At 66.2% G+C, this 24,583-nt stretch carries 21 protein-coding genes; 8 read left to right on the forward strand and 13 right to left on the reverse strand.

Annotated features, from left to right (window positions below):
• Positions 1-30: 30 nt before the first annotated feature.
• Both ACR80S_RS07460 and ACR80S_RS07465 read left to right on the forward strand, forming a co-directional pair.
• Complete coding sequence (locus ACR80S_RS07460) at positions 31-1,209, forward strand: MFS transporter (RefSeq protein WP_435400012.1); 1,179 nt, start codon at positions 31-33, stop codon at positions 1,207-1,209.
• Positions 1,210-1,752: 543 nt separating this feature from the next.
• Positions 1,753-2,220, forward strand: coding sequence for an outer membrane lipoprotein (locus ACR80S_RS07465; protein ID WP_435400011.1), 468 nt, complete (start codon positions 1,753-1,755; stop codon positions 2,218-2,220).
• Positions 2,221-2,341: 121 nt separating this feature from the next.
• Here the strand turns inward: ACR80S_RS07465 and ACR80S_RS07470 are convergent, their stop codons facing one another.
• Entirely contained in the window at positions 2,342-2,623 is a 282-nt protein-coding gene (locus ACR80S_RS07470) for a hypothetical protein (RefSeq protein WP_435400010.1), read from the reverse strand.
• A gap of 255 nt (positions 2,624-2,878) precedes the next feature.
• On the opposite strand from ACR80S_RS07470, the gene ACR80S_RS07475 reads away from it, so the two are divergent.
• Complete coding sequence (locus ACR80S_RS07475; RefSeq protein WP_435400009.1) at positions 2,879-3,361, forward strand: FKBP-type peptidyl-prolyl cis-trans isomerase; 483 nt, start codon at positions 2,879-2,881, stop codon at positions 3,359-3,361.
• A 184-nt stretch (positions 3,362-3,545) separates the two neighbouring features.
• Here ACR80S_RS07475 and ACR80S_RS07480 read toward each other — a convergent pair whose 3' ends face one another.
• The 8 genes from ACR80S_RS07480 to ACR80S_RS07515 form a co-directional block, all read right to left on the reverse strand.
• Positions 3,546-5,141 carry an isocitrate lyase gene (locus ACR80S_RS07480; RefSeq protein ID WP_435400008.1) on the reverse strand — a complete coding sequence of 532 codons (1,596 nt, stop codon included), beginning with the start codon at positions 5,139-5,141 and terminating at the stop codon, positions 3,546-3,548.
• A gap of 327 nt (positions 5,142-5,468) precedes the next feature.
• Entirely contained in the window at positions 5,469-5,906 is a 438-nt protein-coding gene (locus ACR80S_RS07485) for a GNAT family N-acetyltransferase (RefSeq protein ID WP_435402924.1), read from the reverse strand.
• A gap of 46 nt (positions 5,907-5,952) precedes the next feature.
• Positions 5,953-7,128: a JmjC domain-containing protein gene (locus ACR80S_RS07490; protein ID WP_435400102.1), complete on the reverse strand. Its 1,176-nt coding sequence runs from the start codon at positions 7,126-7,128 to the stop codon at positions 5,953-5,955.
• 2 nt (positions 7,129-7,130) lie between these two features.
• On the reverse strand, positions 7,131-8,495 hold the full coding sequence (gene purB, locus ACR80S_RS07495; RefSeq protein ID WP_435403022.1) for an adenylosuccinate lyase: 1,365 nt from the start codon (positions 8,493-8,495) through the stop codon (positions 7,131-7,133).
• Between the two features lie 61 nt (positions 8,496-8,556).
• Positions 8,557-9,198 carry a high frequency lysogenization protein HflD gene (hflD, locus tag ACR80S_RS07500; protein WP_435400006.1) on the reverse strand — a complete coding sequence of 214 codons (642 nt, stop codon included), beginning with the start codon at positions 9,196-9,198 and terminating at the stop codon, positions 8,557-8,559.
• On the reverse strand, positions 9,195-10,325 hold the full coding sequence (mnmA, locus tag ACR80S_RS07505; protein ID WP_435402925.1) for a tRNA 2-thiouridine(34) synthase MnmA: 1,131 nt from the start codon (positions 10,323-10,325) through the stop codon (positions 9,195-9,197). Before mnmA ends, hflD begins: the two co-directional genes overlap by 4 nt.
• A 73-nt stretch (positions 10,326-10,398) precedes the next feature.
• Positions 10,399-10,848, reverse strand: coding sequence for an NUDIX domain-containing protein (locus ACR80S_RS07510; RefSeq protein ID WP_435402926.1), 450 nt, complete (start codon positions 10,846-10,848; stop codon positions 10,399-10,401).
• Positions 10,845-11,447, reverse strand: a complete 603-nt coding sequence (locus ACR80S_RS07515; protein WP_435402927.1) for a pseudouridine synthase — start codon at positions 11,445-11,447, stop codon at positions 10,845-10,847. Before ACR80S_RS07515 ends, ACR80S_RS07510 begins: the two co-directional genes overlap by 4 nt.
• 288 nt (positions 11,448-11,735) lie before the next feature.
• Between ACR80S_RS07515 and ACR80S_RS07520 the strand changes: the two genes are divergently transcribed.
• The 3 genes from ACR80S_RS07520 (at position 11,736) to clpA (ending at position 16,919) form a co-directional block, all read left to right on the forward strand.
• Positions 11,736-13,973, forward strand: coding sequence for an NADP-dependent isocitrate dehydrogenase (locus tag ACR80S_RS07520; RefSeq protein ID WP_435402928.1), 2,238 nt, complete (start codon positions 11,736-11,738; stop codon positions 13,971-13,973).
• Positions 13,974-14,173: 200 nt separating this feature from the next.
• On the forward strand, positions 14,174-14,497 hold the full coding sequence (gene clpS / locus ACR80S_RS07525; protein WP_435400001.1) for an ATP-dependent Clp protease adapter ClpS: 324 nt from the start codon (positions 14,174-14,176) through the stop codon (positions 14,495-14,497).
• A gap of 145 nt (positions 14,498-14,642) precedes the next feature.
• Positions 14,643-16,919, forward strand: a complete 2,277-nt coding sequence (gene clpA, locus ACR80S_RS07530; protein WP_435400000.1) for an ATP-dependent Clp protease ATP-binding subunit ClpA — start codon at positions 14,643-14,645, stop codon at positions 16,917-16,919.
• 97 nt (positions 16,920-17,016) lie between these two features.
• On the opposite strand, the gene infA is transcribed toward clpA, so the two are convergent.
• The 3 genes from infA to aat all read right to left on the reverse strand — a co-directional run bounded on the left by infA (position 17,017) and on the right by aat (position 18,870).
• Positions 17,017-17,235, reverse strand: a complete 219-nt coding sequence (infA, locus tag ACR80S_RS07535; RefSeq protein ID WP_027961652.1) for a translation initiation factor IF-1 — start codon at positions 17,233-17,235, stop codon at positions 17,017-17,019.
• A gap of 125 nt (positions 17,236-17,360) precedes the next feature.
• Complete coding sequence (locus ACR80S_RS07540; RefSeq protein ID WP_435402929.1) at positions 17,361-18,098, reverse strand: arginyltransferase; 738 nt, start codon at positions 18,096-18,098, stop codon at positions 17,361-17,363.
• 28 nt (positions 18,099-18,126) lie between these two features.
• A complete protein-coding gene (aat, locus tag ACR80S_RS07545; RefSeq protein WP_435402930.1) occupies positions 18,127-18,870 on the reverse strand; it encodes a leucyl/phenylalanyl-tRNA--protein transferase in 744 nt (247 codons plus the stop codon).
• Between the two features lie 151 nt (positions 18,871-19,021).
• On the opposite strand from aat, the gene ACR80S_RS07550 reads away from it, so the two are divergent.
• Positions 19,022-22,198 (forward strand): DNA translocase FtsK, encoded by a 3,177-nt coding sequence (locus tag ACR80S_RS07550; RefSeq protein ID WP_435402931.1) that lies wholly within the window; start codon positions 19,022-19,024, stop codon positions 22,196-22,198.
• 161 nt (positions 22,199-22,359) lie between these two features.
• Positions 22,360-23,001: an outer membrane lipoprotein periplasmic chaperone LolA gene (gene lolA, locus ACR80S_RS07555; RefSeq protein WP_435402932.1), complete on the forward strand. Its 642-nt coding sequence runs from the start codon at positions 22,360-22,362 to the stop codon at positions 22,999-23,001.
• A gap of 126 nt (positions 23,002-23,127) precedes the next feature.
• On the opposite strand, the gene ACR80S_RS07560 is transcribed toward lolA, so the two are convergent.
• Positions 23,128-24,456 (reverse strand): replication-associated recombination protein A, encoded by a 1,329-nt coding sequence (locus tag ACR80S_RS07560; protein WP_435402933.1) that lies wholly within the window; start codon positions 24,454-24,456, stop codon positions 23,128-23,130.
• Positions 24,457-24,583 lie beyond the last annotated feature (127 nt).

Here is a 24,583-nt window from a genome sequence, read left to right on the forward strand (position 1 = left end):
GCCGCTCTCCAGATCGCGAGCGCCGATCGCATGATCCAGACCCGAACCCGCGCCTGGTGGCGCGCAACCCTGGCGCTCAGCCTGGGCTCCTTCCTGGTGTTCATCAACCTATACGCTCCCCAGCCGCTGCTGCCCGAACTGCGCGAGGCCTACGGTATCTCCACCCTGGCGGTGGGGCTGGTGATGTCGGTGGCGACCCTGGCCCTGGCGGCCTCGCTGCTGATCTTCGGGCCGCTATCGGATGCCATCGGTCGCGCGGCCATCATGCGCCTGACGCTGCTGGCGGCCGGCGCGCTTTCGCTGGGCCTGGCGCTGGCGCCCAGCTTTGAGGCCTTGCTGGTGCTGCGGGGGCTGCAGGGCTTCGTGCTGGGGGGGCTGCCTGCGGTGGCCATCGCCTGGATGGGGGATGAGTTCGAGCCTTCGGCGATGCTCCCGGCGGTCGGACTCTACATCGGCGCCAACACCCTGGGCGGCATCAGTGGCCGCCTGGTAGGCGGGGTCGTGGGTGAGGCGGCAGGGAGTTCGGCCAGCTTCCTGGCGGTCGGGACGATCACCCTGGCCGGGCTGGCCGTGTTCTGGAAGCTGCTGCCGGCGTCCAGAGGCTTCACCCCGCGTCCCTTCGAACTGCGAGGTGCACTGGACGACCTTGCCGGGCACCTGCGCAACCCGCTACTGCTGGCCGCCTACCTGCTGGGCGGACTCAACTTCCTTATCTTCATCAACCAGTACAGCTATCTGACCTTTCGCCTGGCCGAGGCGCCCTTCGAGCTGGGGCCGAGCGTGCTGGGGTTGGTCTTCCTGACTTACCTGGGTGGCACCCTGGGCTCGTCGCTCTCGGGCCGGCTGGCGCGGCGCCTGTCGCTGCCCGCCTGCATGATGCTGGGTATTCTGATCCTGATGGTCGGTACCCTGGTGACCCTGGCGGGCTCATTGACGCTCATCGTGCTCGGCCTGACCATCAACGCCTTCGGCTTCTTCCTGGCCCACGCCATGGCCTCGAGCTGGGTGGGGCGCCATGCCGGGAAGGCGAGGGGAAGCGCCTCGGCGCTCTATCTGGTCTTCTACTACAGCGGCGCGAGCCTTGGCGCCTTCTGGCTCGAGCCGTTCTGGCGGGCGGGGGACTGGCCCGGGGTGGCGGTGGGCTCCTGGCTGGTGCTGGGCATTACCCTGGGGATAGCCGCCTGGCTCTGGCACCAACAGCCGGCATGACAACCCCCTGCCGATGGCAGAGGGCGTATGATCGGCAGCCTGGGGGTTCTTTGCGTATCAGACCCAGGATCAGTCCTCCTGGGCGGCCACCTCGCGGTTCTCCCCGGCGCGGACTACGGCCCAGGCCTCGTTTAGGGTGCAGCCCAGACGGGAATCCAGGGTGTCGACGACTTCCAGCGCATGCTGCAGGGACTGTCGATCGCCCTTGAATGCCCCATTGGACGAAGCGCCAGCTGTAGCCCGACTACATCGCCGGCAGGGCAGGGAGCCAGGGGTAGTAACCTCACGCGAGGAGGATCATTTTCTGGTTCTTACCTGTGAGCCAGCCCTTCTGGCACAGCCTGAGGGGGACTTTCACATTCCTTGAGCGATTTCGAGCTAGAATGAGCCGCACTTCGGCAACCAGCTAGGGTCAAAGCATTAGACAGGGTTGGCATTGAATCCAGTTCGAAAACGGTGTTCACTAATCTAGCTATCCACTCGGGCCGTTACGGGGCTTGCTCCCGACCGGCGCGGTCCGCCAGCTTTCTAAGGAGGTTTTTCATGAAGCGACTTCTTCCCATCCTCGCCATCGGCGCCCTGTCCCTGGCCGGCTGCGCCAACACGGCTCCCATGGGCGGCAACGTCTATACGGGCAGCCAGGCGGGGTCCTCCCAGACCGTCGCCTTCGGTACCATCGAGGCCGTTCGTGTGGTGCAGATCCAGGCCGACAGCCGCGCCGGAGGCATCATCGGCACCGGCGGTGGTGCCGTCATCGGCGGCCTGCTGGGCCGTCAGGTAGGCGGCGGCTCCGGCCGCGACCTGGCCACCGCCGCCGGCGTGATCGGTGGTGCCGTGGGCGGTTCGCGCATCGAGGAGGCCGCCAACCGCGTCGACGCGCTGGAGATGGAGATCCGGCGCGATGACGGCCAGCGGGTGGTGGTCGTGCAGAAGGCCGATCAGCGCTTCCAGACCGGCCAGCGGGTACGCCTGATCGGCAGCGGTGCCAACGTGACCGTGGCGCCCTACTGAGTCCTCACGCTAACCGGTAGCGCTGACCTGAAAGCAGAAAGCAGAAAGCTCGCGGATTGCTCCACGGGCCTTCTGCTGTTGAGGTGCTGCATTCAGGCGCCGGTGCTGAGCCGGCGAGGGCTCAGTGGAGGTCGACCTTGTTCATCGCCCAGCCGCCAAGCTTCCAGCCGATCAGGCCGATGATCACGATCAGCAGCACGGTGAGCAGGATGTCCACCGGGCGTACCAGTACGGTGGCTCCCAGGACGGCAATCGCTAGCCCCCACAGGGTCCGGTTGTCACCATGGCTCTTGAGCAGGTCGGGCAGCGCGCGATCCAGCGCAGGACTGACGTTATTCCAGCGGTTGATGGTGAGGAAGAGAATCGCCACGAAGGCGATCAGCCAGATTACAACTTGGGTCATGTACAGATCTCCAGGCAAGGAATGGAAGAGGGGTATCAAAAGGGCGCCGGCTAGGTTAGCCGCGGGCGCACTCCGGCGCAACCGTCCATAGGTCATCCCCTGACGGCTTCCTTGTGTCTCATACCCCCGCTTCAGTCCCGGGCGTGAACACCTTTCAGGATCGGGTTTGCGATCCTGAAAATCTCCCATGCCCCTGACAGCCCCCCATTTCACGCGTTACCATATCGGGACATGCACTCACCGAAAGGTTCTTTAATGCAGATTGCGCAGAACTCCGTTGTCGCGTTCCACTACACCCTGACCAACGATGCAGGTGAAGTGCTGGACAGCTCGGAAGGCCGTGAGCCGCTGACCTATCTTCACGGCGCCGGCAACATCATCCCGGGCCTCGAGAAGGAACTGGAAGGTCGCCAGGCAGGCGACTCCCTCAGCGCCGTGGTCGCGCCGGGCGAAGGCTATGGCGAGAAGCAGGAGCAACTGGTGCAGGAAGTCCCCCGTGACGCCTTCCAGGGCGTGGAGGGCATCGAGCCAGGCATGCAGTTCCAGGCCCAGACCCAGGGCGGTCCGCTGATGGTCACCGTGACCAAGATCGAGGGCGACACCGTCACTGTCGATGGCAACCATCCGCTGGCCGGGCAGACCCTCAACTTCGCCGTCGAGATCGCCTCGGTGCGCGAGGCCAGCGACGAGGAGGTCGAGCACGGCCACGTGCACGGTGAAGGCGGCCATCAGCACTGAGCGCCTTGCTCGATAGCTGACAATACAAGCCGACACGAAAAGAAGGGGCAGCCTCACGGCTGCCCCTTCTTTTTGGATGCACAAGAGATCCGGCGCACTAGGCTCAGGCGCACAAAAAAAGGGGAGGCTGCAAGCCTCCCCAAGTTCCAGTATTACCGCAATGCCATGATCAGCCGATGCGGGATCAGCCGAACTGGTTCATGGTGTTGTCCTTGCCACCGGCCTTGAGTGCCGCCTCGCCGTGGAAGAACTCCTTGTGGTCGTCCCCGATGTTGGAACCGGCCATGTCCTGGTGCTTGACGGTGGCGATGCCCTCGCGGATCTCGCGGCGCTGGACGCCTTCCACGTAGGCCAGCATGCCCTGGTCGCCGAAGTAGCCCTTGGCCAGGCTGTCGGTGGACAGGGCCGCAGTGTGGTAGGTCGGCAGGGTGATCAGGTGGTGGAAGATGCCGGCCTCACGGGCGCCATCGCGCTGGAAGTTGCGGGTCCACTCGTCGGCCAGTTGACCCAACTCGGTGTCGTCGTACTCGGCGCTCATCAGCTTGGCGCGCTCGTAGGCCGACACGTCCTTGCCTTCCTTCTCCCAGGCGTCGAACACCTGCTGGCGGAAGTTGAGGGTCCAGTTGAAGGAGGGCGAGTTGTTGTAGACCAGCTTGGCGTCCGGGCAGACCTCGCGAATGCGGTTGACCATGGCGGCGATCTGGCCGACGTGGGGCTTTTCGGTCTCGATCCACAGCAGGTCGGCGCCGTTCTGCAGGCTGGTGATGCAGTCCAGTATCACACGATCCTCGCCGGTGCCCGGCTTGAACTGATAGAGGCCGGAGGCGAGGCGCTTGACCTTGACCAGCTTGCCGTTCTGCTTGATCACCACGTCGCCGTTGTCGATGTCGGAGGCGGAGTCGATCTCTTCCCCGTCGAGGAAGCTGTTGTACTGGTCGCCCAGGTCGCCAGGCTCGTTGGTCACGGCGATCTTCTGGGTCAGGCCGGCGCCCAGGGAGTCGGTGCGGGCGACGATGACACCATCATCCACGCCCAGTTCCAGGAACGCATAGCGCACGGCGTTGATCTTGGCCAGGAAGTCCTCGTGGGGCACGGTGACCTTGCCGTCCTGGTGGCCGCACTGCTTCTCGTCGGAGACCTGGTTCTCGAGCTGGATGCAGCAGGCGCCGGCTTCGATCATCTTCTTGGCCAGCAGGTAAGTCGCCTCGGCGTTGCCGAAACCGGCGTCGATGTCGGCGATGATCGGCACCACATGGGTCTCGTGGTTATCGATCTGCTTCACGATCTCGGCCGCCTTGGCGCTGTTACCGGCCTCATTGGCCTCTTCCATGGCGCGGAACAGGTGGTTGAGCTCCCAGGCGTCAGCCTGGCGCAGGAAGGTGTAGAGCTCCTCGATCAGGCCGGCCACGGTGGTCTTCTCGTGCATGGACTGGTCGGGCAGCGGGCCGAACTCGGAGCGCAGGGCGGCGACCATCCAGCCGGAGAGGTAGAGGTAGCGACGCTGGGTGGTGCCGAAGTGCTTCTTGATGGAGATCAACTTCTGCTGGCCGATGAAACCGTGCCAGCAGCCCAGGGATTGGGTGTATTGGGCGGTGTCGGCGTCGTAGGCGGCCATGTCGTCGCGCATGATCTTGGCGGTGTACTTGGCGATGTCCAGGCCGGTCTTGAAACGGTTCTGGGCACGCATGCGGGCAGCGTTCTCGGGGCTGATGGCTGCCCACTTGCCGCGCTGGGCCTCGCGAAGCTGGGTCAGTGCCTTGATATCGTCCTGGTATGACATGGGCCGTTCTCCTCGGATCGGGTCATTGGCTTGCCGGTAGCGGCTAATGCTGCACCTGCGAAGTGGATTCAGGTTCGTTCATCGCCGCCGGCTTGTCTCTGCGGCCTTGGTCGAACCCTGACAAATTTGAAACGAATGTATGAAAGCGGGGGTGGGTCCGGGGTCAAACAGTCGTTTCGTCTTTCGCCCTGGCAAGCACTATGGCCCATGCCCATGGGCTTCAACAATGGGCTCTTAGGGGAAGAAGGCGTTGTAACTCGACTACAGGGAGGGCCGTAAAGGTCCTGGCCATGTAGTCATTTTTCGTTTGAAGGGGATGTGACGGGGTCAGGGTTTGCGGAGATCGAGGCGCATATTGCGGTGCGGAATACCGGCGTCGAGGAACTCGTTACCGAAGGCGATGAAGCCCAGGCGCTCGTAGAAGGCCAGGGCGTGGGTCTGGGCGGCCAGTTCCACATCGGGATAGCGCTCGCGGCGGGCCGTCTCGATGGCGGCCGCCATCAGCGCCGCGCCTATTCCCGACTCGCGGGCTTCCGCCAGCACCGCGACCCGGCCGATATGGGCGTCGGGTAGCAGCCGCGCGGTACCCACCGGGGCGCCGTCCAGCAGGGCCAGGAAATGGCGGCTGTCGCCGTCGCGGCCGTCCCACTCCTCGGCGAGGGGCACCCGCTGCTCTTCTATGAAGACGAGCCGGCGGATCTCGCTGGCTGCTTCGCCGAGGGCTTCCCAGCCACCTTCATGGATGATCAGGGCGTTCTTCGTCATCTATTCTGCCTCTATGCGGCCCGGGGCGGGTCCGGCAACATGCCGGTCACTCATCGGGCTCAACCTCCCAGGTCAGGCTGCCGGCGTCGAGCAGGGCGGCCAGCAGTTCGGCAGCGCCCTCGTGTTTCAGCAGTTCCGTGTCCAGCGGTGTGTCGCCGGCCAGGGCACGGGCCAGTGCCAGCGGGCAGTCGGCGCCGTCGCCGTCCGCGAACAGCGTGGTGCGCTCGTCGTTCAGGCTTCGCCAGGCGAAGCGGGAGCCGGGGCTGCGTATCAGCGCCTCACCGGCCTGCAGGGCCGCCACAAGCTCGGCAGGGTCGGTGGGGTGCTCGCTTGCCACCAGCTGGTCGACGTATTTGGGCTGGGTCATCACCCGGCCGAACCATTGGGCCAGCCGGGCGGGGTCGTCGAGGGTCTCGAGGATCAGCCCACGCATTCGCGCCACGGCATCGTCATCGAGTTCGGTGGGATCCGCCGGAGGTGCCATGCCGGCATCGGCGTAGCGCCGCGAGGGCGGTAGCTGCTCGCCCAGGTAGTCGGCAAAGGAGGTGATCGCCTCGTCGGCGGAGGGGGCACGGAAGCCCACCGACAGGGTCAGGCAGTCGTCTGACTGGCTGACGCCGTGGTGAGCCCAGCCGGGGGGCAGGTAGAGCATGTCGCCCGGCTCCATCACCCAGTCGTCGTCATCCTCGACCTCGAAGCGCTCGAGGATGCGCAGGTCGATGCCGTCGATGATGGGGGCGTCGTCGCCGACCTTGCCGCCCAGCTGCCAGCGGCGCTGGCCACTCCCCTGAAGCAGGAAGACGTCGTACTGGTCCACATGGGGACCGACGCTGCCGCCCGGCGGGGCATAGCTGATCATGATGTCGTCGAGTCGCCAGCGGGGCAGGAAGTCGAAGGCCTCGAGCAGCTCGGCCACCTCGGGCACATAGTGGTCCACGGCCTGGACCAGCAGGGTCCAGTCCCGTTCGGGTAGCCTGGCGAAGGTACGCTCATCGAAGGGGCCGTGGCTGACCTGCCAGGGGCCTTCGGCGCCGTGCTCTTCCACCAGGCGGGCCTCGATGCCCTCCTCGCAGGCGAGCCCCGCCAGCTCGTCCGGTTCCAGCGGGCATGCGAAGTCGGGAAATGCGCCGCGGATGACCAGCGGTTTCTGCTGCCAGTAGTCGCCCAGGAACTCGGCGGCGGTCAGGCCGCCAAGCATGGGCAGCGGGGTGTTGGAAGGCATGCTCACAGCCGGCGCGCCTGGGCTTCGGCGTTGCCGATATAGGTCGCCGGGCTCAATGCCTTCAAGTCCTGCTTGACGGCATTGGGCAATTCCAGGGTATCGATAAAGGCGGCAAAGCCGGCCTGGTCGATGCGCTTGCCGCGGGTCAGTTCCTTGAGCTTCTCGTAGGGCTTCTCGATGCCGTAGCGGCGCATCACGGACTGGATCGGCTCGGCGAGCACCTCCCAGCTGGCGTCCAGGTCCTCGGCGATGCGAGCCGGGTTAGCCTCGAGCTTGCCGATACCCTTGAGAGATGCCTCATAGGCGATCAGGCCGTAGGCAAGGCCGACGCCGAGGTTACGCAGCACCGTGGAGTCGGTGAGATCGCGCTGCCAGCGGGAGATCGGCAGCTTCTGGGCCAGGTGGCCGAGGATGGCGTTGGCGAGCCCCAGGTTGCCCTCGGAATTCTCGAAGTCGATGGGGTTGACCTTGTGGGGCATGGTCGAGGAGCCGATCTCGCCCTCGACGGTCCGCTGCTTGAAGTAGCCCAGCGAGATGTAGCCCCACACGTCGCGATCGAAGTCGATCAGGATGGTGTTGAAGCGGCTGATGGCGTCGAACAGCTCGGCGATGTAGTCGTGGGGCTCGATCTGGGTGGTGTAGGGGTTGAAGGTCAGCCCCAGGCCCTCGACGAAGGAGCGGGCGTTGCCCTCCCAGTCCACCTCCGGATAGGTGGTCAGGTGGGCGTTGTAGTTGCCCACCGCGCCGTTGATCTTGCCGAGGATCTCGACGCCCTGGATCTGCTTCAGTTGGCGGCGCAGGCGATAGGCAACGTTGGCCATCTCCTTGCCTAGTGTAGTAGGGCTCGCCGTCTGGCCGTGGGTGCGCGAGAGCATCGGCAGCGCGGCGTGGGCATGGGCCAGGGCGGCGATGTCGTCGGCCACCCGCTGCATCACCGGCAGCAGACTCCTGAGGCCGTCGGTGAGCATCACGCCGTGGGAGAGGTTGTTGATGTCCTCGCTGGTGCAGGCGAAATGCACGAACTCGGTGATGGCATGCAGCTCCGGCTGGCCGGCGATCTGCTCCTTGAGGAAGTACTCCACCGCCTTGACGTCGTGGTTGGTGGTGCGCTCGATCTCCTTGATGCGCTCGGCATCCTCAAGAGAAAAATCGCGGATCTGCGCCTCAAGAAAGGCGGTGGCCTCGGCGGAGAGGGGCGGCACCTCGGTAACCCCGGCAAGCTCGGCGAGCCGCTGCAGCCAGCGGATCTCGACGATCACGCGGGCGCGGATCAGGCCGAACTCGCTGAAGTGTTCGCGCAGGGCGGCAGCCTTGCCGGTGTAGCGGCCGTCGACGGGGGAGAGGGCGGTAAGGGCGGAGAGGGGCAGGGCGTGCATGGTCGGTTTCCGGGTCGATGAGAGCGGTGAAGAAAAATGAGTAGGGTGCGTATCAGGCCAGCTGATCCAGGGCCTTCTTGAGGGCGCCGCGCTGGATGACCAGCTTCCAGCGCCGGCCGCCCTGCTGGTGCCAGAGAAGGGCGAAACGGATGCCGCCGAGCAGGATGGCGCGGACCCGCTCGGGCATCATGCGCTGCTGCAGCAGCGAGGGGTCACCCTGCACCATGATGCGGGTCTTGAGCGTCGAGAGCGTCTCCTGATAGGCCTCGCCCAGGCTGGCGATGACGTTCTCGTGGGTTTCGCCGAAGTGCTCGGCCTGGCCCTGGATGCGCACCAGTCGATTGCCGAGGTCGTCCATCATGGCGTCGTTGGTGCGCAGTTGGTTCATCAGCAGCAGCAGCGAGAATCCGTAGCGCAGCACCCCGGGGTTGGCCTGCTTGCGGCCCACCAGGGCCTCGAGCACATCGAGGCCGCGGCGCAGGTTGTTGGGGTGGCCGCCATAGATCGCCTCGAAGCTCGCCGGGTCGGTGTCCAGAGTGGCACGGATCAGCGTCTCCCAGGCGCGCGGGTCGACCTGACCGGTGCGGGCCAGCTCGTCGACCAGGCTGGCGGACTGGAAGACGCCGGCCAGGGCCAGGGCCTGGCGGGTGGTGGGGTCATCGGGGATGCGGTGGATCGGCGTCGAGGCGGTCATGCGGCACGCTCCTTGGCGTTCCAGGCGTCGCGGATCACACCGCCACCTAGGCAGATCTCGCCATCGTAGAGCACCAGCGACTGCCCGGGGGTGACGGCGCGCTGGGGATCATCGAACAGCACCTCGACGCCGCCATCCGCGAGGGTGTGGATGCGGCAGGGCACGTCGGACTGGCGATAGCGGGTCCTGGCGGTGAGTCGCGCTTCCCTGGCCGGCGGATCGCCGGCGACCCAATCCATGGCCTCCGTGGCCAGCGAATCCGTATAGAGCAGCGGATGGTGTTTGCCCTGCACGGCGATCAGTACGTTGCGTTCGAGATCCTTGGCGGCCACGTACCAGGGGTCCTCGGGGTGGTTGGCCAATCCGCCGATGCCGAGCCCCTGGCGCTGGCCCAGGGTGTAGTACATCAGGCCCATGTGCTCGCCGATCACCTCGCCCTCCGACGTCTCGATCACGCCGGGCTGGGCCGGCAGGTACTGCTGCAGGAAGTCGCGGAAGCGACGTTCGCCGATAAAGCAGATGCCGGTGGAATCCTTCTTGCGGGCGGTGACCAGGTCGTGTCGCTCTGCGATGGCGCGCACCTCGGGCTTCTCCAGTTCGCCCACCGGGAACAGGGTGCGGGCGATGGCAGCCTCGGGCACGGCATGCAGGAAGTAGCTCTGATCCTTGTTGACATCCAGGCCCTTGAGCAGCCGCTGTCGCAGGAGGCCGTCGGTCGTGCCGTGCACCTGCCCTTGGCGAACGTAGTGGCCGGTGGCGATCTTCTCGGCGCCGAGCAACTCGGCGTACTCGAGGAACACCTTGAACTTGATCTCGCGGTTGCAGAGGATATCCGGATTCGGCGTTCGCCCGACACGGTACTCGGCCAGGAAGTGCTCGAAGACGTTGTCCCAGTACTCCGCGGCGAAGTTGGCGGTGTGCAGCCGGATGCCGAGTTTCTCGCACACGGCTTCGGCGTCGGCCAGGTCGGCCTTGGCGGTGCAGTACTCGGTGCCGTCGTCCTCGTCCCAGTTCTTCATGAACAGGCCTTCGACCTGATACCCCTGCTCCAGCAGCAGCAGGGCGGACACGGATGAGTCGACGCCGCCGGACATGCCGACGATCACCTTGCCTGGGGTGGCGGTCATGGGCGCTCTCGGATTGGATAGATCATAAATGGTTGCGAATTATACATGAAGAAGGCGCTGGGCGCCGAGACGCCTAGCGTTCGTGAAGCACTTCCATGGGGTAGAAACGCCCGGCCAGGGCGTCGCGGATGCGACGCAGGACCAGTGGGCTTCTCAGGCGCCCCTCGCGGTCCAGGGCCTCCAGTTGTTCCAGGGTCAGCCAATGCACGGCGTGGATGGCCGGATCCAGGTCGTTGCCAAGATGCGCCAGCGCCATACCGAAGAAGGCGTGGCTGTGGAAGGTCTTGCCGTCCGGGGCCCGATAGACGTACATCCCCAGGTAGTCGGTGATACCGACGTGCCAGGCGGTCTCCTCGGCCGCCTCGCGCAGGGCGGCGTCGCGGATGCGCTCACCAGGCTCCAGGTGGCCGGCGGGCTGGTTGAACAGGGTGTGAGGGCCGCCGCGGTCTTCTTCCACCATCAGGAAGGCGCCTGCTCGCTCTATCACGCAGGAGACGGTCACAAAGGGCTGCCAGCGGCTCATCGCTTGCCTCCTCGGGCCTTGGGTTTGCGCCGTGGCGCCGGGGCGTGCAGGGACTCGCGGCGCCACTCGCCCGGGGCCAGGCCCTCGAGTCGCCAGGGGCCGATGGCCACGCGCACCAGGCGCAGGGTGGGATGACCGACATGGGCGGTCATGCGCCGCACCTGACGGTTGCGCCCCTCGTTGATGGTCAGCTCCAGCCAGGTGGTGACCGGGTGGCGTTTCGGGTCCAGCGGCGGGTCGCGTTCGGGCAGGCCGCTCGCCACGAGGCGCTGCACTCGGGCGGGTTTCGTCATGCCGTCCTTCAGTTCAACCCCGGTGCGCAGCGCCTGCAGGGCGGCATCATCGGGTACCCCCTCCACCTGCACCCGGTAGGTCTTGGGCTGCTTGTAGCGCGGGTGGCTGATGCGGTGGATCAGCCCGCCGTCATCGCTGAGCAGCAGGAGCCCCTCGGAGTCATGGTCGAGCCGGCCCGCCGGGTAGATGCCGGACACGTCGATGACGTCTGCCAGGGTGGCACGGCGCGCTCCCTCACCGCACTCGCGGTCGGTGAATTGGGACAGCATGCGGTAGGGCTTGTGCAGCAGGTAGAGGATGCTCATGGCGCCAGCTTACCGGCAAGCGCGGGACGATGGCAGTGGGAGAGGGGCGTCAGCCTTATTGCTCATGCGCCAGATCGGGCGGGCTGGTATAGTGTTTCCGCTCGCCGGGAGCGCCCTCGTCTTTAACGTGGGGCCTGCCGAACCTCCGCCACCGGGTCGATGCCGAGCGCGTCCCTGCCGGATCACAACATGGGGAGAGCACCGTGGGGACCCCGTTCCTGTCATAGTGAGCGAGCGCTAGCGATCCCGTTTCTTGCTACCGCAGCAACCAGAGAGATCAACGCCAACATGTCAAAAACGCCGAAGATTATCTACACGTTCACCGACGAAGCGCCTGCGCTGGCGACCCATTCGCTGTTGCCGATCATCGACGCCTTCACCGACGCTGCCGGCATCGAGGTAGAGACCCGGGACATCTCCCTGGCGGCTCGTGTTCTCTCCCTGTTCCCCGATTACCTTACCGACGAGCAGCGCGTCGAGGATCACCTTGCCGAACTGGGCGCCCTGGCCAAGACACCTGAGGCCAATATCATCAAGCTGCCCAATATCAGTGCCTCCATGCCTCAGCTGCGGGCGGTGATCAAGGAATTGCAGGGGCAGGGCTACACGTTGCCGGACTACCCGGACGAGCCAAGCAGCGACGAAGAGCGGGAGATCAAGGCGCGTTACGACAAGACCAAGGGCAGTTCCGTCAACCCGGTGCTGCGCGAGGGTAACTCCGACCGCCGCGCGCCCCGGGCCGTCAAGGAGTACGCCCGCAAGTATCCCCACCAGATGGGGGAGTGGAGCCAGGCCTCCCGCACCCACGTGTCACACATGCACGGCGGTGACTTCTACCATGGCGAGAAGTCGATGACGTTGGATCGCGCCCGCGACGTGAAGATGGAGCTGATCACCAACAGCGGCCAGGCCCTGGTGCTCAAGCCCAAGGTCTCGCTGCTCGATGGCGAGATCATCGACAGCATGTTCATGAGCAAGAAGGCGCTATGCGAGTTTTACGAGCGGGAGATCGAGGACGCTCGCCAGACCGGCGTGATGTTCTCCCTGCACGTCAAGGCGACGATGATGAAGGTCTCGCACCCGATCGTGTTCGGTCACTGCGTGAAGATCTTCTACAAGGAGGCCTTCGAGAAGCACGGTGCGCTGTTCGAAGAGTTGGGGGTCGACGTCAACAACGGGATCGGGAACCTCTACGACAAGATCGCCACGCTGCCCGTGAGCCAGCATGAGGAGATCATCCGCGACCTGCACGCCTGCCACGACCAGCGCCCGGAGCTGGCCATGGTGGATTCGGCGCGGGGCATCACCAACTTCCATTCGCCCAGCGATGTGATCGTGGACGCCTCGATGCCGGCCATGATCCGCGCCGGTGGCAAGATGTACGGCGCGGACGGCCGCCTCAAGGACGTCAAGGCGGTGATTCCGGAGTCCACCTTTGCTCGCATTTACCAGGAGATGATCAACTTCTGCAAGTGGCACGGCGCCTTCGATCCGGCCACCATGGGCACCGTCCCCAACGTCGGCCTGATGGCGCAGAAGGCGGAGGAGTACGGCTCCCATGACAAGACCTTCGAGGTGCCGGAGGCCGGTGTCGCCAACATCACCGACCTGGAGACCGGCGAGGTGCTGCTGTCCCAGAACGTCGAGCAGGGCGACATCTGGCGGATGTGCCAGGTCAAGGACGCGCCGATCCGCGACTGGGTCAAGCTAGCGGTGGAGCGCTGCCGCGATTCCGGCATGCCGGCGGTGTTCTGGCTCGATCCCTACCGCCCGCACGAGAACGAACTGATCAAGAAGGTAAAGACCTACCTCAAGGATCATGACACCACCGGTCTCGACCTCCAGATCATGTCCCAGGTCCGGGCCATGCGCTACACCCTGGAGCGCGTGATACGTGGCCTCGACACCATCTCGGTGACCGGCAACATCCTTCGCGACTACCTCACCGACCTGTTCCCGATCATGGAGCTGGGCACCAGCGCCAAGATGCTCTCCATCGTGCCCCTGATGGCCGGTGGCGGCATGTTCGAGACCGGGGCCGGTGGCTCGGCGCCCAAGCACGTGCAGCAGCTCCTCGAGGAGAACCACCTGCGCTGGGACAGCCTCGGCGAGTTCCTGGCCATGACCGCCTCCCTGGAGCACCTCGCCAAACAGCATGGCAATGCCCGGGCGACGCTGCTGGCGGACGCGCTGGACAGGGCCACCGGCCAGTTCCTCGAGTGCAACAAGTCGCCCTCACGCAAGGTCGGCGAGCTGGATAACCGGGGCAGCCACTTCTACCTGGCCCTGTACTGGGCCCAGGCGCTGGCTGCCCAGGACGAGGACACCGAGCTCAAGTCGCTGTTTGGCCGCCTGGCCGAGTCGCTGGAGGCCAAGGAGTCGACCATCCTCGAGGAGCTGAACGGCGTCCAGGGCCAGCCGGTGGACCTCAAGGGTTACTACCATGCCGACCCCGAGATCGCCCGGGCGGTCATGCGCCCGAGCAAGACCCTGAACGACGCCCTGGCGCTGGTCGCCAAGGGCTGATAGCTCCCGCGGCGCAGTTGAAGGTCGTACTGCCAGCCGAGTGAGTCGGCCCCTGCCTGGATAACGGGCAGGGGTCTTTGCGTTAAGGGGTGTAATGAACCCAGCCGGCCCGTCGACGTCTAATTGAGCTGACCCGCCCGATGGCCGGCCCGTCAAACGAGTAGTCTCCCGCTATGTGGCAAAGAGAGAACTGGTGCGGAATGACCCGTCCCCCCGGTACCGAGGAGGAGGGCGACCTGTCGGTGCAGAGCGCCGAGCCCGAACAGGCCCGCCCGCCAATGTACAAGGTGGTGTTGCACAACGATGACTTCACCCCAATGGAGTTCGTGGTGGAGGTCTTGCTGACTTTCTTCCATATGGACAGCGAGACCGCGGTGCAGGTGATGTTAACGGTGCATACGCAGGGCAAGGCGACCTGCGGCATCTTCACCCGTGATATCGCGGAAACCAAAAGCCATCAGGTCAATCAATACGCTAGAGAGTGTCAGCATCCGCTGCTGTCGGACATCGAGGCGGCGGACTGACTCACCCCCGGACATGGTCGCCACGGGTGGACATGGCCTGTCGTTGGCAGCAAGGCTTGCAACGGCGGCGTTTGTGCCCGATGTTGATGATGCCGGACGACGAAAGATCCGACGCGATGCCCTGGGCGGCAAGAAGGGGACTGCCATGCTGAGCAAAGAACTTGAACTGACCCTGAACACGGCGTTCACCGTGGCGCGCTCCAAGCGGCACGAGTTCATGACGGTGGAACACCTGCTGCTGGCGCTGCTCGACAACGCCTCGGCGGCAGATGTGCTGCGGGCCTGCGGGGCCAACCTCGACAAGCTGCGTTCCGATCTTCAGGACTTCATCAATTCCACCACGCCGCTGATTCCCGATGATCAGTCCGACCGCGAGACCCAGCCGACCCTGGGCTTTCAGCGCGTGCTCCAGCGCGCGGTCTTCCACGTGCAGTCCTCCGGGAAGAGCGAGGTCACCGGGGCCAATGTGCTGGTGGCTATCTTCTCCGAGCAGGAGAGCCAGGCGGTCTACTTCCTGAAACAGCAGAACGTCGCGCGGGTGGATGCCGTCAATTACATCGCTCACGGCATCTCCAAGGTGGCCGGGCATGGTCATCACCCGTCGGCGGCCTCATCGGAGTCCGAGGAGAGCGAGGAGGGCAGCAGCGAGAGCGGGTCCAACCCGCTCACCGGCTTTGCCACCAACCTCAACGAACAGGCCCGAATGGGCAAGATCGACCCGTTGATCGGTCGCGAGCAGGAACTCGAGCGGGTGGTGCAGATACTCGCCCGGCGGCGCAAGAACAACCCGCTGCTGGTGGGCGAGGCCGGCGTGGGCAAGACCGCTATCGCCGAGGGGCTGGCCAAGCGCATCGTCGAGGAGGATGTGCCCGAGGTGATCAGCGACGCCGTGGTCTACTCGCTGGATATGGGCGCGCTGCTGGCTGGCACCAAGTACCGCGGCGACTTCGAGAAGCGCCTCAAGGGCCTGCTTTCCGAGCTCCGGAAGCAGCCCAATGCCATCCTGTTCATCGATGAGATCCATACCGTGATCGGGGCCGGTGCCGCCTCGGGCGGGGTGATGGACGCTTCCAACCTGCTCAAGCCGATGCTCTCCTCCGGCGAGCTGCGCTGCATCGGCTCCACCACCTTCCAGGAGTACCGGGGCATCTTCGAGAAGGACCGCGCCCTGGCGCGTCGCTTCCAGAAGGTCGACGTGCCGGCACCCTCGGTGGAGGACACCATTCGCATCCTCAAGGGGCTGCGTTCGCGCTTTGAGGAGCACCACCAGCTCAAGTACACCGACGCGGCCCTGGAGAGCGCGGCGCGGCTGGCGGATCGCTACATCAGCGATCGCCACTTGCCGGACAAGGCCATCGACGTGATCGACGAGGCCGGCGCCCATCAGCGTTTGCTGCCCCCGGAGGTGCGGATCGATACCATCGACACCGCCCAGGTTGAGGCGGTGGTGGCCTCGATCGCGCGCATTCCGCCGAAGAGCGTCTCCAGTTCCGACCGCAAGCTGCTCGAGAACCTCGATCGCGACCTCAAGATGCTGGTGTTTGGCCAGGACGAGGCGATCGACAGCCTCTCCGCGGCAATCAAGCTCTCGCGGGCCGGGCTCAAGGCGCCGGACAAGCCGGTGGGCAGTTTCCTGTTTGCCGGCCCCACCGGGGTGGGCAAGACCGAGGTGGCTCGCCAATTGTCGATGATCATGGGGATCGAGCTGGTGCGCTTCGACATGTCCGAGTACATGGAGCGTCACACGGTGTCGCGGCTGATCGGCGCCCCCCCGGGCTACGTCGGCTACGACCAGGGTGGCCTGCTCACCGAGGCGATCACCAAGCACCCGCACTGCGTGCTGCTGCTCGACGAGATCGAGAAGGCGCACCCCGAGGTCTTCAACCTGCTGCTGCAGGTCATGGACCACGGTCGCCTGACCGACAACAATGGCCGGGAGGCGGATTTCCGCCACGTGATCCTGATCATGACCTCCAACGCCGGGGTCGAGCAGGCCACGCGTCGCTCCATCGGCTTCCAGCACCAGGACCACTCCACCGATGCCATGGAGGTGATTCGCAAGACTTTCTCGCCCGAGTTTCGCAACCGCCTGGATGGCATCATCCAGTTCCACTCCCTGCCCGCCTCGGTGGTGCGCAGCGTGGTGGACAAGTTCCTGGTCGAGTTGCAGGCGCAACTGGACGAGAAGCGGGTGCAGCTGGATGTGGACCTGACGGCCCGGGACTGGCTGGCCGAGAAGGGCTACGACCCCGATATGGGGGCTCGCCCCATGGCGCGCCTGATCCAGGAGAAACTCAAGAAGCCGCTGGCCGAGATGATCCTGTTCGGCGAGCTGTCGGAGCACGGCGGTATCGTGCATGTCACCGTGGAGGAGGGCGAGCTGCATCTCTCAACCGAGGCGGAGATGGCCGACGCGCCCTGACGGCGGTCATCCGAGCACGACTCAGCGCCCTGTCTACGGACGGGGCGTTGTCCTGTGCGGCTGGCGTCGGGCGGGGGGGGGGAGGCTCGACCGCGATTCAGCGGGAGCGGTAGACGATGCGACCCTTGGTCAGGTCGTAGGGCGTCAGCTCTACCTTGACCTTGTCGCCGGTCAGGATGCGGATGTAGTTCTTGCGCATCTTGCCGGAGATGTGCGCCGTGACCACGTGGCCGTTCTCCAACTCGACGCGGAAGGTGGTGTTGGGAAGGGTGTCGACGATGACGCCTTCCATTTCGATATGGTCTTCACGTGCCATATAGGCGGTTCCTCGCTGATGGATGAGACAGCTGCTAGAAGAATAGCGCGATATTGTGCCGCATGCCGGCCGGCAAGGCAAAGGATGACGCCTTCAAGGCGCCTCTCGTGGCTGGCTAGGGCCTGTCAGGAGTTGATCAGTCGCCGCCAGTGGCGGCCGTCGAGCATCTCCAGGGGCTGGAAGTCACGCTTGTAGGCCATCTTTCGGCACTCGCTGATCCAGTAGCCCAGATAGACATGGGGGAGGCCGCGCCGACGCGCCTGCTCGACCAGGGTGAGCACCGCGAAGGTACCCAGAGAACGCCGTTCCAGTTCGGGGTCCGGGGCGAAGAAGGTGTAGATGGCCGACAGGCCATGCTCGAGCTGGTCGTAGGCCGCGACCGCCACCAGTTGACCCTCCAGGCGAAACTCCATGAGCCGAGCGTACTCCTGGTCGAGGGTCAGAAAGGTGCGGTACTGCTCGTGGCTCGGCGGGTACATGTCACCGTCGGCATGGCGGGTGCAGATATAGCGGGAGTACAGCGAGTAGTGCTCGGGGTCGAAGATTGCCGGCCGCAGATGCAGGGTGAGGTCGGCATTGCGCCGGGCCAACCGACGCTGGCTGCGGCTCCGGGCGAACTCCTCGACCGGCAGGCGAACCGAGATGCAGGCATTGCAGCCCTCGCAGTGGGGCCGGTAGAGATGGCGTCCGCTGCGCCGGAAACCGAGCAGCGCCAGTGAGTCGTACACGCCCTGTCCGGGTGACTCCTGGGGGTCGAGAAACAGGGTGGTGGCCTCGCGCCCGGCCAGGTAACTGCAGGCGTGGGGCACGGTGAGGAAGAAGCGTAGATCCCTGACGGGCTGGCGTGGGGTGTTGCTGCTCACGGCGGCTCTCTCCGGATCCGGGTCGCGGTTACTGGGCGGTTTCGCCGGGTTCACCCGGCACGGCGAAGGACCAGCAGGCCGGGGTGAAGGGCAGGCCGACGGGGTCCTCCGACGCCGGCTTCCCCAGCCATGCTTCAAGATAGCCGATGAACGTCTCCCGGGCGATATCCCTGGCGCCCAGGCTGGCAAGGTGGGCAGTATGCATCTGGCAATCGATCAACCGTCCGCCGCCTGCTGCCATGGCCCGGGCCAGATGCACCAGGGCCACCTTGGAGGCATCGGGCACCCGAGTGAACATCGACTCGCCGAAGAATACTGGCCCCATCGCCACGCCGTAGAGGCCACCGGCGAGTTCGTCCCCCTGCCACACCTCCACCGAGTGCGCCGCCCCCAAGGCATGCAGACGCCCGTAGGCCGCGCGCATCTCGTCAGTGATCCAGGTGCCCGGTTGGCCGGCCCGTGGCTCGGCGCAGGCGGTCATCACGGCGTCGAAGGCGCGGTTGGCGGTGATCGTGAAGCCGGCGTGGCGCAGCCGCTTGGCCAGGCTACGACGCACCCTGAGCTCCCCGGGGAACAGCACCATGCGCGGGTTCGGGCTCCACCACAGGATCGGTTGATCGTCGCTGTACCAGGGGAAGATGCCGCGGCGATAGGCGGCCAGCAGCCAATCGGCGCTGAGCTCCCCCCCTGCGGCCAGCAGGCCGTCGGGGGCGCGCAGGGCCGCCGTCACGGGCGGGAATTGAATCGGGTGCTCGGGCAGCCACGGCAGCATCGGCGGGCATCCAGAAGGAGGGGGAGCCAGTGTGCCGCTCGACTCGCCAGGGCTCAAGACGTCATGGCCACTGTGATGGGCGGGCGCGGCTCGGTATGATTGGCGCCAATCAATTGGAAGACGCCAGCGGTGGCGCAAGGAGGATGACCACTTGAGTGTTAACAAGAAGTCCTCGCCGCGTCGAGTGAGCGCGGCCCAGGCCAGGGAGACGGCCAGGCGTTTCGGCGTGAGGCTGCAGGGCTCCGCGCGTGAAGGGGTGGCCATCATGCTGCTGGCCGCCTGCGTGTTCCTGCTGCTGGCCCTGTTCAGCTTCGATCCCGGTGATGCGGGCTGGTCGCGCAGCGGCCCGGAGGCCCGCATCGAGAACTGGATGGGCCCGGTGGGCGCCTGGCTATCCGACGTGCTTTATTCGCTGTTCGGCGTCAGTGCCCTGTGGTGGCCGGCCATGCTGGGCTTCGCCGCCTGGCGCCTGCTGCGGGCCCGCCAGGGGTTTCATCTGGAGTGGGATGCCACGGCGCTGGCGGTGCGTGGCGGCGGCCTGGTGCTGCTGCTGCTCGGCACCACTACCCTCGGCGCCCTGCACTTCTATCGTCCCCCCACGGAGACGGTGCTCCCTTACTCCTCGGGGGGCATCCTCGGTGAGGGGTTGGTGGGAGCCTTGGTACCCATGGTGGGTCCCGGGGGGGGCGGCCTGCTGGCGCTGTCGGCGCTGCTCTGCGGCTTGCCGCTGCTGACCGGGCTTTCCTGGCTCTCGGTGATGGATGAGCTGGGTTACCGCGCCATGCGCTTCTGGGGTTGGCTGGCGGAGCGCTTCGCCTTCTCACGCGACCCCGCGCTGGAGCGGGCCCAGCCGGACAAGGCGAAGCCAGCCAAGGAAACGTATTCCGCTGTGACTGAGACTAGGCCCAAGGCCGAGGCGTCTGGCCTCGCGGAAGAGAGGGTGGCTCCTGGCCGCCGCTGGTGGCAGCGCCTGCTGCCCGGCGGTCAATCACGGGTCACTGAGTTCGAGGTGGAGACGTCCGCCCGCCGCGAGCCCGGCTTCGGTAACGATGGTGATACCGAAATTCCCTGGGAAGTGCCCGAGAAGACGCCCTCTGCCAAGCAACCGGGGGCGGCCTACAGCGAACACCAGCCGGTAGGCGGCACCGGCGCAGACACCGCAAAGACGGTGGGGGCCGCGGTCCCCGCGGCTAACCCGGCGCCCACTGCCCAGGCGCCCAGGCCCAGGGCGGCGGAGACGGTGCCCGAGCCGATGCTCCCCGAGGATGACGAGCCTGCCACCGCCTGGCAGGGCCCCTCCGTGCGTGCCAGTCGCCATGAGGCGTCCGGCACGGCCAGGCCGGCGCCAGCCGGTGGTGAGTCGCCCACGGCCGCGACGCCCGAGACTGCCGTTCCCGACCCCGCCGCCGGGCCGCTCCTGGATCATCCGTCAGCGGCCAGCGGCGCTGGCAATGGTCGCCAGGGTGAGCCCCGTGAGCCTGAGCTGTCGGCGCGCCAGGAGGCCGACTGGGAGGGCACCGATGAGGGGGAGCCGCGCCTCGGTTGGGATGACCCCGCGGTGGCCGAGGAGGCCGACGAATCGCCCCGACCGGTGCTGCCTGGCGACCCGATCCGCACCGCCGCCCTGCAGCCGCCGGAGCCCGAGGAGGCCCCCGGGGACGAGACGGATGACCTCGGCGTGGCGGCGAGCCCCGATGCAGCACCGCACCTGGCCACCGCCGGCCAGGCCCGAGCGGCCGCCGACGAGGATGGCATGCGCCTGTGGACCGTGGAGCACCTGCAGAACCAGCGTCCGGTCCTTGACGACATGCCGGAGCCGGAGGGCGAGCTTCCGAGCCTGCGCCTGCTGACCCCGCCGGAGCCCCAGCAGCAGAACTACACCGGCGAGCAGCTCGCCGAGATGGCAGAACTCCTCGAGGTGCGTCTGCGCGAGTATGGCGTCAAGGCCGAGGTGGTGGATACCTGGCCGGGGCCGGTGATCACCCGCTTCGAGATCCGCCCGGCCGCCGGGGTGAAGGTCTCCAAGATCAGCAACCTGGCCAAGGACCTGGCGCGCTCGCTGATGGTCAAGAGCGTGCGGGTGGTGGAAGTGATCCCCGGGCGGCCCACGGTGGGCATCGAGATTCCCAACCCCCATCGGGCGATGATTCGCCTGCGCGAAGTGATCGACTCCGACCGCTACCAGCAGGCCGACTCCGCTCTGACCCTGGCTCTGGGCCAGGACATCGGCGGCGCCCCGGTGGTGGCCAACCTGGGCAAGATGCCCCACTTGCTGGTGGCCGGTACCACCGGGTCGGGCAAGTCGGTCGGCGTCAACGCCATGCTGATCTCGATGCTGCTCAAGGCCACCCCCGAGCAGCTGCGGCTGATCATGGTCGATCCCAAGATGCTGGAACTCTCCGTCTACGACGGCATCCCGCACCTGCTGGCGCCAGTGGTCACCGACATGAAGGAGGCCGCCAACGGCCTGCGCTGGTGCGTGGCCGAGATGGAGCGGCGCTACAAGCTGATGGCCACCATGGGGGTGCGCAATATCGCCGGCTTCAACGCCAAGCTTGACGAGGCGAAGGAGGCCGGTGCCCAGGTGGCGGACCCGCTCTGGGAACCCCAGCCCTGGGAAATGCACCAGACCCCGCCGGTGCTCGAGAAGCTGCCCTACATCGTGGTGGTGATCGACGAATTTGCCGACATGTTCATGATCGTCGGAAAGAAGGTCGAGGAGTTGATCGCCCGCCTGGCCCAGAAGGCCCGGGCCGCCGGCATCCACCTTATACTGGCTACCCAGCGCCCCTCGGTGGACGTGGTCACCGGCCTGATCAAGGCCAACATTCCCACGCGGATGGCCTTCCAGGTTTCCTCGCGGATCGATTCGCGCACCATCCTCGACCAGGGTGGCGCGGAGAATCTGCTGGGCCACGGCGACATGCTCTACCTGCCCGCGGGCTCCGGCCTGCCGACCCGCGTCCATGGCGCCTTCGTTGACGACGACGAGGTGCACCGGGTGGTGGAGGACTGGAAGCGCCGCGGCGAGCCGGAGTACATCGACGAGATACTCTCCGGCGGGGTGTCCGCCGAGGCGCTCACCGGTCTGGAGGCCGAGGGCAGCGGTGACGGCGACGACGCCGAGCAGGATGCCCTCTACGACGAGGCGGTGCAGTTCGTGACCGACTCGCGCCGGGCCTCCATCTCGGCGGTGCAGCGTCGCTTCAAGATCGGTTACAACCGTGCCGCACGCCTGGTAGAAACCATGGAGATGGCCGGGGTGGTCTCCAGCATGGGGACCAATGGCTCCCGAGAGGTGCTGGCACCGCGGGCGCCAAGCGACTAGCGACGATGCTATGGCCACCCAGGCTGGCGTCTCCATCAGGAGACGCCCCGGTTTCAACCATGCAATCAGCATGAAAGCGCCGGCGGGACCGCAACCCGCCGGCGTCCCAGTAGTCCGAGTGACAGGATTCCAGTCGGAACCGTCCAGGGAGAAAGACCATCATGACAGTGAAAAAGACCCTTGCCGCCGTCGCCTTGTTTGTCGTCGCGCCCCTTGCCATGCCGCTTGCGGCCCTGGCCAGCGAAGGGGCCGATCGCCTGACCCGCATGCTGGAACCGCTGCAGACCTATGAGGCCCGCTTCGAGCAGCAGATTCTCGATGCCAGCGGTGAGCGCCTGCAGGAAGCCCACGGTCAGATGTGGCTCGCCCGCCCGGGCAAGTTCCGCTGGGAGGTGGCGGCTCCCTATCAGCAGGTGGTGATCTCCGACGGCGAGGAGGTGATGGTGCATGACCCGGATCTGGAGCAGGCCACCATCCAGGCCCTGGATCATCGCGTCACTCACACCCCGGCCCTGCTGCTCTCCGGCAGCGCCAGCGACCTGATCGACAGCTATGACGTGACCCGCCAGCAGCAGGGCAGCGCCGAGACCTTCACCTTGGTGCCGAAGTCGGCCGATACCCTCTTCGAGGAGCTGAAGATGACCTTCCGGGGCGAGCTACTGGCCACCCTGCAGATGATCGACAGCACTGGCCAGCACACCGCCATAGAGTTTCGCGACGCGCAGAGGAACCACGCCATCGACAATAGCCGTTTCGCCTTCGAGCTCCCGGACGGCACCGACGTGATTCGCGATACGCACTAGGGCCTTCGGCCAGCAGCAAGTGACAAGTAGCACGACTTAAGAAACCCCGCAGGCACAGTGCCTGTGGGGTTTCTTGTCATATAGACCATCGGTTCATGCTTCGGGTTTGCAGCTTGCAACTTGGCGCTAGGCGCCGTTGTCTGCCTCGGCGTCCAGCGCCTCTCGCCAGGCCATGAGCCCGGCGTAGCGCTTCTCCTGGCCCTGCTCGGTCGGCCGGTAGAAGGGCTCCCGGGGCGTCTCCTCCGGCCAGCAGTCGTGGGCGCTGCCGGCGGGGTAACCATGGGGCTCGTGGTGGGCATAGCGATAGCCCTGGCCGTGGCCAAGGGCTTCCATCAGTTTGGTCGGGGCGTTGCGCAGGTAGCCGGGCACCTCGAGCCGCGGTTGGCTCGCCGCGAAGGCCTTGGCCTGCTTCCAGGCCTGGTCGATGGCGTTGCTCTTGGGCGCCACCGCCAGGTGGATAGCGGCGTGGGCGATGGCGCGCTGGCCTTCGTAGTCGCCCAGGCGCAGGTAGGCGTCCCAGGCGGCCATCACCAGCGGCAGGGATCGTGGGTCGGCGTTGCCCACGTCCTCCGAGGCGATGGCCGCCAGGCGGCGGACCACGTCCAGCGGGTCGCCGCCGCCCTGCATGAAGCGGGCGATGTAGAGCAGCGCGGCATCCGGGCGCGAGGAGCGCACCGACTTGTGGATCGCCGAGAGCAGGTCGTAGTAGTGGTCGCCCTGCTTGTCGAAGGCGCTTGCCTGGTGGCCCAGAACGTCCGCCAGGGCCTCGCGGCGCAGTACCTCGCCGCCCTGGTCGTCGGACTCGGCGAAGTCGCAGGCCGTCTCCAGCAGGCCCAGCGCCCGGCGAGCATCGCCGGCGGCGGCTCGAGCCAGCAGGGCGAGGATCTCGTCGTCCATCCGGAGGCGCCGCGCACCCAGTCCGCGTGGCTCGTCCGACAGGGCACGCCTGAGCACCTCCACCAGGTCCGCCTCGGAAAGCGACGTCAGCACATGGACCCGGGCGCGCGAGAGCAGCGCCGAGTTGACCTCGAAGGAAGGATTCTCGGTGGTGGCGCCGATCAGCGTCAGCAACCCAGACTCCACGTGGGGCAGTAGGGCATCCTGCTGACTCTTGTTGAGGCGGTGGATCTCGTCGAGAAACAGCAGGGTGGCCTGCTGGCGGGCCCGGGCCCGTTCCACTGCGGCGCGGATCTCCTTGACGCCGGCCATCACTGCCGAGAGGTGCTCGAGTTCGGCGCCGGACTCGGCGGCCAGGATTTCCGCCAGGGTGGTCTTGCCGGTGCCCGGAGGGCCCCACAGAATCATCGAACGCACCACGCCTGTCTCGACCATGCGCGCCAGCGGCTTGCCCGGCCCCACCAGCGCCTGCTGGCCCACGTAGTCGGCCAGGGTGCGGGGCCGCATGCGCCAGGCCAGGGGGGCGCTTTGCTCGCTCTCGTCGGCGAAGAGGTCCATGGCAAGCTCCTTACGTTGATCTCGGGCAGAGGCAGGGACGGGGCCTGGCTGCTAGATTGGAGTGGATTCATCGCTGACCAGGCAGGCGATGAACCTCGTCCTCAATGGCGCATCCAATGGAGTGTGT

This window comes from Halomonas salsilacus (genome assembly GCF_051216275.1).
GTDB lineage: Bacteria > Pseudomonadota > Gammaproteobacteria > Pseudomonadales > Halomonadaceae > Halomonas.

Coding starts and splice junctions, on each gene's coding strand:
- ACR80S_RS07460 (WP_435400012.1), top strand. CDS start 31: ATGATCCAGACCCGAACCCGCGCCTGGTGGCGCGCAACCCTGGCGCTC.
- ACR80S_RS07465 (WP_435400011.1), top strand. CDS start 1,753: ATGAAGCGACTTCTTCCCATCCTCGCCATCGGCGCCCTGTCCCTGGCC.
- ACR80S_RS07470 (WP_435400010.1), bottom strand. CDS start 2,623: ATGACCCAAGTTGTAATCTGGCTGATCGCCTTCGTGGCGATTCTCTTC.
- ACR80S_RS07475 (WP_435400009.1), top strand. CDS start 2,879: ATGCAGATTGCGCAGAACTCCGTTGTCGCGTTCCACTACACCCTGACC.
- ACR80S_RS07480 (WP_435400008.1), bottom strand. CDS start 5,141: ATGTCATACCAGGACGATATCAAGGCACTGACCCAGCTTCGCGAGGCC.
- ACR80S_RS07485 (WP_435402924.1), bottom strand. CDS start 5,906: ATGACGAAGAACGCCCTGATCATCCATGAAGGTGGCTGGGAAGCCCTC.
- ACR80S_RS07490 (WP_435400102.1), bottom strand. CDS start 7,128: ATGCCTTCCAACACCCCGCTGCCCATGCTTGGCGGCCTGACCGCCGCC.
- hflD (WP_435400006.1), bottom strand. CDS start 9,198: ATGACCGCCTCGACGCCGATCCACCGCATCCCCGATGACCCCACCACC.
- mnmA (WP_435402925.1), bottom strand. CDS start 10,325: ATGACCGCCACCCCAGGCAAGGTGATCGTCGGCATGTCCGGCGGCGTC.
- ACR80S_RS07510 (WP_435402926.1), bottom strand. CDS start 10,848: ATGAGCCGCTGGCAGCCCTTTGTGACCGTCTCCTGCGTGATAGAGCGA.
- ACR80S_RS07515 (WP_435402927.1), bottom strand. CDS start 11,447: ATGAGCATCCTCTACCTGCTGCACAAGCCCTACCGCATGCTGTCCCAA.
- ACR80S_RS07520 (WP_435402928.1), top strand. CDS start 11,736: ATGTCAAAAACGCCGAAGATTATCTACACGTTCACCGACGAAGCGCCT.
- clpS (WP_435400001.1), top strand. CDS start 14,174: ATGACCCGTCCCCCCGGTACCGAGGAGGAGGGCGACCTGTCGGTGCAG.
- clpA (WP_435400000.1), top strand. CDS start 14,643: ATGCTGAGCAAAGAACTTGAACTGACCCTGAACACGGCGTTCACCGTG.
- infA (WP_027961652.1), bottom strand. CDS start 17,235: ATGGCACGTGAAGACCATATCGAAATGGAAGGCGTCATCGTCGACACC.
- aat (WP_435402930.1), bottom strand. CDS start 18,870: ATGCTGCCGTGGCTGCCCGAGCACCCGATTCAATTCCCGCCCGTGACG.
- lolA (WP_435402932.1), top strand. CDS start 22,360: ATGACAGTGAAAAAGACCCTTGCCGCCGTCGCCTTGTTTGTCGTCGCG.
- ACR80S_RS07560 (WP_435402933.1), bottom strand. CDS start 24,456: ATGGACCTCTTCGCCGACGAGAGCGAGCAAAGCGCCCCCCTGGCCTGG.